This window comes from Enterobacter sp. ZOR0014, from assembly GCF_000798855.1.
GTDB lineage: Bacteria > Pseudomonadota > Gammaproteobacteria > Enterobacterales > Enterobacteriaceae > Enterobacter > Enterobacter kobei.
Map to the genome: position 1 here is coordinate 1 of NZ_JTLF01000064.1, position 11,289 is coordinate 11,289.

Annotated in this window: 8 protein-coding genes; all 8 read left to right on the plus strand. The window is 56.3% G+C overall.

Annotated elements, in window-relative coordinates; translation table 11 throughout:
• Positions 1 to 260: 260 nt before the first annotated feature.
• Positions 261 to 833: a fimbrial protein gene (locus tag L977_RS02695; RefSeq protein WP_023332117.1), complete on the plus strand. Its 573-nt coding sequence runs from the start codon at positions 261 to 263 to the stop codon at positions 831 to 833.
• A 42-nt stretch (positions 834 to 875) separates the two neighbouring features.
• Entirely contained in the window at positions 876 to 1,589 is a 714-nt protein-coding gene (locus L977_RS02700) for a fimbrial biogenesis chaperone (protein WP_047624631.1), read from the plus strand.
• Between the two features lie 20 nt (positions 1,590 to 1,609).
• The gene (locus L977_RS02705) at positions 1,610 to 4,087 is read left to right on the plus strand and encodes a fimbria/pilus outer membrane usher protein (RefSeq protein WP_047624633.1); all 2,478 of its coding nucleotides are present in this window, start codon (positions 1,610 to 1,612) and stop codon (positions 4,085 to 4,087) included.
• Positions 4,088 to 4,100: 13 nt separating this feature from the next.
• Complete coding sequence (locus tag L977_RS02710; protein ID WP_052192603.1) at positions 4,101 to 5,105, plus strand: fimbrial protein; 1,005 nt, start codon at positions 4,101 to 4,103, stop codon at positions 5,103 to 5,105.
• 205 nt (positions 5,106 to 5,310) lie between these two features.
• Entirely contained in the window at positions 5,311 to 7,521 is a 2,211-nt protein-coding gene (gene fhuA, locus L977_RS02715; protein ID WP_047624634.1) for a ferrichrome porin FhuA, read from the plus strand.
• 50 nt (positions 7,522 to 7,571) lie between these two features.
• A complete protein-coding gene (gene fhuC, locus L977_RS02720) occupies positions 7,572 to 8,369 on the plus strand; it encodes a Fe3+-hydroxamate ABC transporter ATP-binding protein FhuC (protein WP_032637477.1) in 798 nt (265 codons plus the stop codon).
• A complete protein-coding gene (gene fhuD, locus L977_RS02725; RefSeq protein ID WP_047624640.1) occupies positions 8,369 to 9,259 on the plus strand; it encodes a Fe(3+)-hydroxamate ABC transporter substrate-binding protein FhuD in 891 nt (296 codons plus the stop codon). The genes fhuC and fhuD overlap by 1 nt, the downstream gene beginning before the upstream one ends.
• The gene (gene fhuB / locus L977_RS02730; protein ID WP_047624641.1) at positions 9,256 to 11,238 is read left to right on the plus strand and encodes a Fe(3+)-hydroxamate ABC transporter permease FhuB; all 1,983 of its coding nucleotides are present in this window, start codon (positions 9,256 to 9,258) and stop codon (positions 11,236 to 11,238) included. Before fhuD ends, fhuB begins: the two co-directional genes overlap by 4 nt.
• Positions 11,239 to 11,289 lie beyond the last annotated feature (51 nt).

An 11,289-nucleotide genomic window follows, 5' to 3' on the forward strand; every position in this document is an offset into this window, starting at 1 on the left:
TCAAAATTAAGAATTCCTAAGATTCATTATTTTTTATTTAAAACATAGTCTTGTGCGCCATTATGTGCAGGAGGTTTTTAGGCTATCTGGACACTGGTAAGAATGATCTGATTTAATCGCCTCAAGGAATCACAGGCTTTCCTGAAACATGGCTGGGTTAATTACCCCTGTATGAGTGATATGAGCGCTTAAATAACATTCTGACGCACAGTATTGGGTCGGGAATGGATGACTGCATCGATATATATAAGGATATGATTATGAGTAAGTATGTTCTTTCTTCATTTTTGGCTGCAAGCATAATGGCAGCGCTGTCTCTGCCAGCATTTGCCGGAAACGATTCTGGCACGGTGAACTTTGCCGGGAAAGTGGTGGCCGACACCTGTGAAATTAATGTTGATGGCTCCGGTACGACCTCGTCAACCGTCACGTTCCCCGATACCTATGCGTCGGACTTTGGCACTGATGGCGCAGTGGGCACCAGCAAAACGTTTAATATTGAAGTGAAAAAATGTGACCCGCTGGTTGCCAAACTCAACCTCAAATTCAGCGGAACGACAACGGATGCCGCGCATAAACGTCTGAAGAACGACCTCAGCGGCGCCGGTAATGCCACCAACGTTGGCATCATCGTCAGCAATGAAAACGGCACGAAAGACGATGTGGTATTTGATGGCTCCCTGCCTTCGACGGGAACGGATGTGGCTAACGATGCGACGGGAACAAATGCGTCAGTCTTTAACTACATCGCGAAGGTGATTCAGATTGGTGATACTGCACCCACCGCAGGCCGCTATTCTTCTTCGGCAACTTTCGAGGTTGTCTATCGCTAAGTCATTACTGGCAGCCTTTATGGCTGCCTTTTGGAACGTTGTATGAAGACTTTATTTAAATTGTTATGTGGTTGTTTAATTATTTCTTGTCTGTCAGCGCAGGCCAGCGTGGTTCTGGGTGGTACGCGTATTATTTATCCATCAAATAAAGCTGAAGTACAAATAGCCCTTAAAAATAAAGATCCCCATACGCGTTATCTGGTACAAAGCTGGGTCAGCTACGCCAATAATGCAAAAGCGCCTTTCGTTATTACGCCTCCTGTTTATAAGCTGCAGGAAAACCGTCAAACCCTTTTACACGTTATTTTTACTGGCGATAAAAAAAGCCTGCCATCAGACCGTGAATCGCTGTTCCTGGCGAATGTGAAATCGGTCTCCGCGCTGTCGCCTGAGCTGAAAGAGAAAAATACCCTGCAGTTCGCGATGAAAACGCGGCTGAAGCTTTTCTGGCGCCCGTCTCAGTTAAAAGAGGCCGATGCGCTGGTGGCGGATGAAAAAATCACGTTTCGTCGTCAGGGCGACACGCTTATTGCCAACAACCCCACGCCGTTTTACGTCTCCTTTGGCGAGCTGGCCGTGGGCGGGAAAAGCGTACCGGTGAAAGAGACCGAAACCACGCCGGGGGCTATTTCGATGATGGTTGCACCGTTTAGCGAGCAGCATTTTGCGTTGCCAAAAGGGGCGACGGGTGCGGTGACCTGGACGGCAATCAATGATTTTGGGGCGCAAACCCCTCAGCGCAAGCAGGCCCTTTAACGGGATCGTGTTGGAATGCTATGTCCTCTCCCTCTCGCCAAAAACAGGTATGGTCCGGGATCGTGCTCGCACTGTTCGTCGCGATCCCACCTGCGTGGGCTGATGACGAATTCAACCTGCGGATCCTTGAGCTGGATACGCCGCTGGAAAATACCGCTACGCTCAAAAACTTCATTAATGATAACGGCTTGCTGGCAGGGCGCTATCTGACCACCATCATGTGGGATCGGGACGTCGTGGATAAACGCGAGGTCACCTATGTGCTTTCTGACGATAAGCAGCAGCTTCTGCCGGAGCTGACCAAAGCGGATCTGCGTGAATTTGGCGTGAACGTCGACGCGGTGCCGGATCTCAACGATCTGAACGACGCGGCCTGCATTCGGGATATCTCCCATTTTATCGAACATGCTCGCTACGATTACAATCAGGATAACCAGACCCTGACGCTGGTCATTCCCCAGGCCTACCGCAACCGCGCGGCTGCGGGCGCCATTAACCCGAAATTCTGGGATGACGGTGCTCCGGCGGCCTGGACAAGCTATCAGCTCAGCGGTTCTCAGCAGCACTACAGCACGGGTCAAACCTCATCAACCTGGCTTGGCCTGACGTCGGGTCTTAATCTGGGCGCGTGGCGGCTGCGCAACAACAGTACCTGGAGTGACTCTTCGGGCTGGGAAGCCATCGCCACCACCCTGCAGCGCGATATCAAAGCGCTGAAAAGCCAGCTTGAACTGGGCCAGACGTACACCAACAGCGAGCTGTTCGACAGCGTGCAGATGACCGGCCTGACGCTGGAAACGGATACGGCGATGCTACCGGTCAGCCAGCAGGGGTTTGCGCCAGTCGTGCGGGGGATTGCCAACAGCGATGCAAAAGTCACCATTAAGCAAAACGGCTACACCCTTTATCAAACCAACGTCTCGCCGGGGCCATTTGAGATCCGTGATTTAAGCCAGGTCGCCTCCGGCGCGGATCTGGAAGTCACCGTTGAAGAGGCGGATGGCTCGGAGCATAGCTTCATACAGGCCAGCGCGTCGGTGCCGGTCCTCCAGCGTGAGGGCGGGTTTAAGTATTCGCTGGCGGCCGGGCGTTATCGCGGCAATGAAGGGGAAGATGAGCCCACCTTTGTGCAAGGTACGGCTATTTATGGCCTGCCGTATGGCGTGACGGCCTACACCGGCGCTCAGGGGGCGTCGATGTATCATGCACTATTGCTGGGGGTTGGCGCGGATTTGGGTCACCTGGGCTCAGCCTCGGTGGATATCACCACCGCGAGAACCGCCTTTGATGACGGACGTGATGACGCAAATGGACTCTCATGGCGAGCGCAGTATTCAAAAGATATTCCCGACACAGATACCACCGTCACGCTTGCCAGCTACCGCTATTCCACCTCCGGGTTTTATACCTTTCAGGAGGCTATCGATCAGCGCGACAGCGAGATTGATGACGGCATTTATACCTATCGCAGAACCAACAACCGCCGAAGCCGCATGCAGGTAAACCTTTCCCAGCGGCTTTCTGACTGGGGCTCGGCGTATCTTAACGGCTATCAGCAGGATTACTGGGATATGGACGGCCACGAGCGTAGCGTCAGCGCCGGGCTGAGCTCCAGCTGGCGGAATATTACCTGGTCGATAAGCTACAACCTGACCCGCACGCCAGATGCCGATGCCGATCGGCAACTGGCGCTGAACGTCAATATCCCGTTATCGCACTGGCTCTCTAACGCGTGGGCAAACTACAGCGTAAATACCGCAAGCGGCGGGTATGTCTCGCACCAGGTGGGGATCGGGGGGACCGCGCTTGAGGATAACAAGCTGAGCTTTAACCTCCAGCAGACCTACGCCAACAAAGATACGGGCTATGGCGGCAGCGTATCCGGGCGCTATCGCGGCTCGTCCGGCGAAGTTGGCATGGGGTACAGCTACGGCGGGGATAACCGCCAGTGGAACTATAACGCTCAGGGATCCATCGTGGCTCACGGTCAGGGCGTTACGCTGGGGCAGCCCGTGCGGGACGCTTTCGCGATTGTACACATCAACGACGGAGAGGATGTCAACGTTCAGAGCGGCCGCGGCATTTATACCGATGCGTTTGGTAATGCCATCGTGCCGTCGCTTACCGCTTACCGACACAACACCCTCACGGTAAACACGCAGGAACGCAGCGATATTGATATTGACGCGGCAACGTTAGATCTCGTGCCGACAAAAGGCGCGGCGATACTGGCGAACTTCGAGGCCCGCGTTGGGCGTCGCGCGCTGGTCACTCTGCGTCATCAGGGTAAACCAGTGCCGTTTGGTGCCATCGTGGCGCTTGATAACACCACCGCGATTGTCGGGGATGATGGCGAGGTCTACCTCTCAGGGCTTAATGGACACACATCGTTCAGCGCGCAGTGGGGAGAGGCGGGCGACGAACAGTGTCATGGCGTCATCGATTTACCCGATGACAATGGCGAGGGAATCATTAATACCGCGGTCAATTGCCAATGAGGCTGGAGTGAAAATGCGCGTGACTATTCTGGTGAGAACCGTTATCTCTGCCGTACTGCTGGTCGCCGCCGCGCGGGTACATCCGGCATTTGCTCAATGTACTTTCAGCGGCGGGGATGGATCTGGCGGCATTGTTACCTTTCAGCTTCCAGCGGTCTTTATGCTCGATCCCGATACCCCTGTGGGGACCGTAATTTATGACAATGCCGTCGAATCCAATGAAATTACGGTGCACTGTGGCGGAGCTGACGCGCAAATCCGGCGCGGCTATTTGACCCTGACGGATGCCGACGCGCGTGAGGACGTTCTGCCGGGAGTCTATAAAACCAACGTGCCGGGGATTGGCATCCGTGCGGCGGCGTCAAGCGAACGGTTGCCCGACTATATAGAGGAGGACCTCATTCGTCCCTGGCAGTATTATGGCTACAAACATGGCGGGTCTGATGGCACCCACGTCTTTCGGGCCGCCGCCCAGCTGGTGGTCATCGGCCAGGTACAGGACGGGATGCTGGATACCTCGCGCCTGACCTCGCAGGATACGCTCGGCGGTGTCGTGGTCGGTGAAATACGTTTTTCGCCCACCAGCGTCCATATTACGACCAATACCTGTAACCTGGTTGACCGGAACATCTTTGTTCCTCTCAAAACGGTCAATTCTCAGGATTTTGACGGGCAATACTCAGAGATACTGACTGACGGTGGTTTTAAGATTGCAATAAACGACTGCGCGGCGGGAACAAAGATTGACTATCAGTTCACCCGCACGGGGTCGACGGGGGTGACCAACGGCTCGATTTTGGGCATTGCATCCGGTGATGCTGCCGCACAAGGGTTGGGGATTCAAATTCTCGACAGCAACGATACCGTCCTTCAGTTTGACCAGACCTATACTGCGATATCCGCTACGCAGGACAAGGTGCCCGCAGAGATCCCCCTGAAGGCCCGCTACGTCAAAACGGGGGAGGTCAAACCCGGAAAAGTCGAGGCGGTCGCCACGTTCGAGCTGTTTTACCGCTAATGCTTCCCGCCCGCTCCGGCGGGTTTTGGCGATCCTTTCGCTAACATCATTAACCCCCTGTTTTCATCTGGTTAATTCTTAATCCCTCAATTCTCGTAGGGCCGCTTATTGCTTGCTATGCAACCGGCGTTTCGCCTATTATTCTTGCGCTCATAATAATAATTCTCGTTTACGTTATCATTAACCTTTCCATCAGAGATACAACATGGCGCTTTCCAATACTGCTCAGCCAATCAACACGTCGCTGCGAAAAGTCGCGGTCGTCGTAGCCACAGCGGTTGCCGGCATGTCGGCTTATGCACATGCTGCCGAAACCCCGAAAAAAGAAGAAACCATTACGGTAACCGCAGCGCCTGCGGCACAGGAAAGTGCCTGGGGACCGGCACCCACGATTGCGGCCAAGCGCACCGCCACGGCGACCAAGACCGATACGCCAATTGAGAAAACCCCGCAGTCTATTTCCGTAGTCACTCGTGAAGAGATGGACATGAAGCAGCCGGGGACGGTGAAGCAAGCGCTGGCCTATACGCCGAGCGTTTTTGCTACTCGCGGTGCATCAACAACATATGATGTAGTTTCTATCCGTGGTTTCACCACTTCCACAACCGTGAATACTAACCAGTACCTGGACGGGATGAAGCTACAGGGTGATAACTATTCTGAAGCGTCAATGGATCCCTATTTCCTTGAGCGTGTCGAACTGCTGCGTGGCCCAACATCCGTTCTGTACGGTAAAAGCCACCCGGGCGGCGTGGTCAGCATGGTCAGCAAGCGCCCAACGACCGAGCCACTGAAAGAAATCCAGTTCAAAATGGGTACCGATAACCTGTGGCAAACCGGGTTTGATTTTAGCGATGCGATTGATGATGACGGCGTGTGGTCATACCGCCTCACCGGTCTGGGGCGCAGCGAAAATGCACAGCAGGAAATGGTTAAGTCCACCCGATACGCCATTGCACCCGCTTTCAGCTGGCGTCCTGACGATAAAACGGATTTCACCTTCCTGAGTAATTTCCAGAGCGATCCGGATGCAGGCTATTACGGCTGGCTGCCGCGGGAAGGCACCGTTGTGCCGTACTATGATGCCAATGGCAATGCGCACAAGCTGCCGACAGACTTCAATGAAGGTGACGAAGACAACAAGATCTCCCGTCGCCAGAAGATGGTGGGCTACAGCTTCTCACATGAGTTTGACGATACCTTTACCGTACGTCAAAACCTGCGCTATACCAAAGTTAATACCCTCTACCGTTCTGTTTACGGCAACGGCTACATCGCGCCGGGGAAAATCAGCCGCGCCTATGTACGTTCTGATGAAAACCTGAATTCTTTTACAGTTGATACCCAGCTGCAATCCAAATTTGCGACCGGTGCAGTGGATCATACCCTGTTAACGGGTGTCGATTACTTGCGCATGCGTAACGATATCGATGCTGATTACGGCACCGCTGACCCTATCAGCATGAGTAATCCGCAGCATAACAATGCCAATATCAACGTGAACTTCCCGTATGCCGTGCTCAATCGTCAGGAACAAACGGGCCTGTACGCGCAAGATCAGGCTGAATGGGATAAGTGGGTCATGACCCTTGGCGGACGCTATGATTTCGCCAAAACGTCCACGTTGACGCGTTCCTCTGACACGACGGCTGAAATCAACGATCGGGCGTTCACCTGGCGCGGCGGGATCAACTACCTGTTTGATAACGGTATTACGCCGTACTTCAGCTACAGCGAATCCTTCGAGCCTATTTCCGGTGCAACCCAGGGCGGTAAACCGTTCGATCCGGCTCGTGGCAAACAGTATGAAGCGGGCGTGAAGTATGTACCGAAAGATCTGCCAGTGGTTGTGACTGCAGCGGTATACCAGCTGACTAAAAACAACAACCTGACGGCCGATCCGGCGAACCCGACCAGCGGCTTTAGCGTACAGGGCGGTGAAATTCGTTCCCGCGGGTTCGAACTGGAAGCGAAAGCGGCAGTAACGGCAAACGTTAATGTGACGGCATCCTATAGCTTTACTGATGCAGAATACACGCACGATACCTGGTATGAAGGCCGCCGTCCGGCGGAAGTGCCGCGTAATATGGCGTCTCTGTGGACAGATTACACCTTCCACGAGACGGCGTTGAGCGGTCTGACGGTAGGGGCGGGAACCCGATACATCGGTAATACCGTTTCTTACTACTCTGCCTCGTCGCCAAAAGCCTACCAGTCGTTCAACGTCGCGGGCTATGCGCTGGCGGATGCGACCGTGAAGTACGACCTGGCTCGCTTTGGGCTGCCGGGCTCTTCTGTCGGTGTCAACGTAAACAACATCTTCGACCGCGAATACGTCTCCAGTTGCTACAGCGAATATGCGTGTTACTGGGGAGCAGGACGTCAGGTTGTCGCCACCGCGACCTTCCGCTTCTAATCTCTTTTTGGGCACGGTTCGCCGTGCCCTTTTTATTTAAGTTGGCTGATATGCAGGATAATCAAACGCAAACCGACACCACCTTCACGCTCAATCATCTCTCCTTTCGCGTACCCGGACGCACGTTGCTGCATCCGCTCTCTCTGACGTTCCCGGCCGGTAAAGTGACGGGCCTGATTGGTCACAACGGTTCCGGTAAATCCACGCTCCTTAAGATGCTGGGACGCCATCAGCCGCCGTCTGAAGGGGATATCCTGCTGGACGGACAGCAACTGGAGAGCTGGAGCAGCAAAGCCTTTGCGCGCAAAGTGGCCTATCTGCCGCAACAGTTGCCGCAGGCGGAAGGGATGACGGTGCGTGAGCTGGTGGCGATTGGGCGTTATCCGTGGCACGGGGCGCTTGGGCGCTTCGGCGTGGCTGACCGGGAGAAAGTGGAAGAGGCGATTGCGCTGGTTGGGCTAAAACCGCTGGCGCACCGTCTGGTGGATAGCCTGTCTGGCGGTGAGCGTCAGCGGGCGTGGATTGCAATGCTGGTGGCTCAGGACAGCCGTTGCCTGCTACTGGATGAACCTACCTCTGCGCTGGATATTGCCCATCAGGTCGATGTGCTGGCGCTGGTACACCGGTTAAGCCAGCAGCGTGGCCTGACGGTGATTGCGGTCCTGCACGATATCAACATGGCGGCGCGCTACTGCGATTATCTTGTCGCGCTACGCGGCGGCGAAATGATTGCGCAGGGAACACCGTCAGAATTGATGCGCAGCGAAACGCTGGAACACATTTACGGTATTCCAATGGGTATCTTGCCTCACCCGGCTGGGGCTGCACCGGTGAGCTTCGTGTACTGATGCTGGACAACACATTTATCAGCCGTCGTCGCCTGTTGACGGCAATGGCGCTCTCACCCCTGCTGTTTAACATGACGACGGCGCGTGCTGCCGCAGTCGATCCTCACCGCATTGTGGCGCTGGAGTGGCTGCCGGTAGAGCTAATGATGGCGCTGGGCGTCACGCCCTATGGCGTGGCGGACATCCCTAACTATAACCTCTGGGTGAACGAGCCGAAGCTGCCGGACTCGGTGATTGACATCGGCCTGCGTACGGAGCCAAACCTCGAACTGCTTACCCAAATGAAACCGTCATTCCTGTTCTGGTCTGCGGGCTATGGCCCGTCAGAAGAGACCATGGCACGTATTGCGCCAGGGCGCGGTTTTTCCTTTAGCGACGGTAAAAAACCGCTGACCGTGGCGAAAAACTCGATCAACGAGATGGCGCATTTCCTCAACCGGGAAACGGAAGCCAAAAAGCATCTCGATGAATTCGATGCCCTGATTGACGCCCTGAAGCCGCGCTTTGCCGGGCGGGGCGATCGCCCGCTGCTGATGGTGACGCTGCTGGATGCCCGCCATATGCTGGTATTCGGTAAAAACTGTCTGTTCCAGGAGGTGCTGGACAGCTTTGGCATTCGCAATGCGTGGGAAGGGGAGATGACCTTCTGGGGCAGTACCGCCGTCGGTATCGATCGTCTGGCGGCGTTTCGTGATGTGGATGTGCTGTGTTTCGACCACGGCAACGAGCGCGAAATGCAAACGCTGATGGCGACGCCGCTCTGGCAGGCGATGCCGTTTGTGCGCGAGAAGCACTTCCAGCGTGCGCCCGCTGTGTGGTTCTACGGCGCGACGCTATCGGCCATGCATTTTGCCCGCGTACTGGATAACGCGCTGGGAGGTAAAGCATGAGTACCCGTATCGCGCGTTTCCCGGTTCTACTGCTGTCCGTGCTTTTTCTGGCTGCACTGTCATTCACCGGGGTCAATCTCTCGACGGCGTTACCGCGTGCGCAGTGGGGAGCCGCGCTGGTCTCGCCGGATATCGACAATATTCAGCAGATGCTGTTCCACTACAGCCTGCTGCCGCGTCTGGCGATCTCCCTTTTGGTCGGGGCCGGTTTAGGCCTGGTAGGCGTCTTATTCCAGCAGGTATTACGTAACCCGCTGGCGGAGCCAACCACGTTGGGCGTCGCTACCGGGGCGCAGCTTGGGATCACGATCACCACGCTGTGGGCATTGCCCGGCGCGTTAACCTCGCAGTTTGCGGCCCTCGCGGGGGCGTGCGTCGTAGGGGCGCTGGTCTTTGGTGTGGCCTGGGGAAAACGCCTTTCTCCGGTAACGCTGATTCTGGCCGGGCTGGTTGTCAGCCTCTATTGCGGTGCGATTAACCAGCTGCTGGTGCTGTTCCATCACGATCAGCTGCAAAGTATGTTCCTTTGGAGCACCGGCACGCTCACCCAGACCGACTGGAGCATCGTGCAGCGTCTGTGGCCGCAGCTGGCGGGCGGGGTCGTGCTGACGCTGCTGCTCCTGCGTCCGCTGACGCTCATGGGGCTGGATGATGGCGTGGCGCGCAACCTGGGGCTGGCACTGTCGCTGGCACGCCTGGCGGCGCTCACGCTGGCGATTGTGCTGAGCGCTCTGCTGGTTAACGCGGTGGGCATTATCGGCTTTATCGGTCTCTTTGCGCCGCTGCTGGCAAAAATGCTCGGGGCGCGTCGGCTGCTGGCGCGTCTGCTGCTCGCACCGTTGATCGGGGCGCTGATCCTCTGGCTTTCCGATCAGATCATTCTCTGGCTGGCCCGCGTCTGGATGGAAGTGTCTACCGGGTCAGCAACGGCGCTTATCGGTGCGCCGCTGCTGCTGTGGTTGCTCCCGCGTTTGCGCAGCATCAGCGCGCCTGCGATGGACGCGGGCGATAAGGTCTACGCGGAACGTCAGTCGGTACTGTGGTTTAGCCTTGCCGGTCTGGGAGTCTTGCTTCTCGCCTCGTTTGCCGCACTCGCGTTTGGGCGCGATGCCGCAGGCTGGCACTGGGCAACGGGTGATTTACTCAACGAATTACTGCAATGGCGCTGGCCGCGGATCCTCTCCGCGCTTATTGCCGGTGTGATGCTGGCGGTTGCGGGCTGTATTATTCAGCGTCTGACCGGTAACCCGATGGCGAGCCCGGAAGTGCTGGGGATCAGCTCCGGTGCCGCCTTTGGCGTGGTGCTGATGCTGTTCCTGGTGCCAGGGAACGCGTTTGGCTGGTTGATGCCTGCCGGGAGTATCGGTGCGGCGGTGACGCTGGTGATTATTCTGATTGCCTCTGGCCGCGGCGGATTTTCCCCGCACCGGATGTTGCTGGCCGGGATGGCGCTCAGCACGGCCTTTACGATGCTGTTGATGATGCTGCAGGCGAGTGGCGATCCGCGAATGGCGAAGATCCTGACCTGGATTTCTGGCTCAACCTACAACGCTACCGCCAGCCAGGTTGTGCATTCCGGGATCGTAATGATTGTGCTGCTGGCGATTGTGCCGCTGTGTCGTCGCTGGATGACCATTCTGCCGCTCGGCGGCGAAACGGCGCGGGCTGTGGGCATGGCGCTGACGCCTACGCGTGTCGCACTTCTCCTGCTGGCAGCGTGCCTCACGGCAACGGCAACCATGACTATTGGCCCGCTGAGCTTCGTCGGGTTGATGGCACCGCATATCGCCAGAATGATGGGGTTCCGCCGGACAATGCCGCACATTGTGATGTCAGCCCTGACGGGCGGAGTCATTCTGGTATTTGCGGACTGGTGTGGAAGGATGGTGCTGTTCCCTTACCAGATCCCGGCGGGACTGCTGTCGACCTTTATCGGCGCGCCGTATTTTATTTATCTGTTGAGAAAGCAGAGTCGGTAGTCAGGTGCGGCCTGATGCCCTCACCCCGGCCCTCTCCCACGGGGAGAGGGA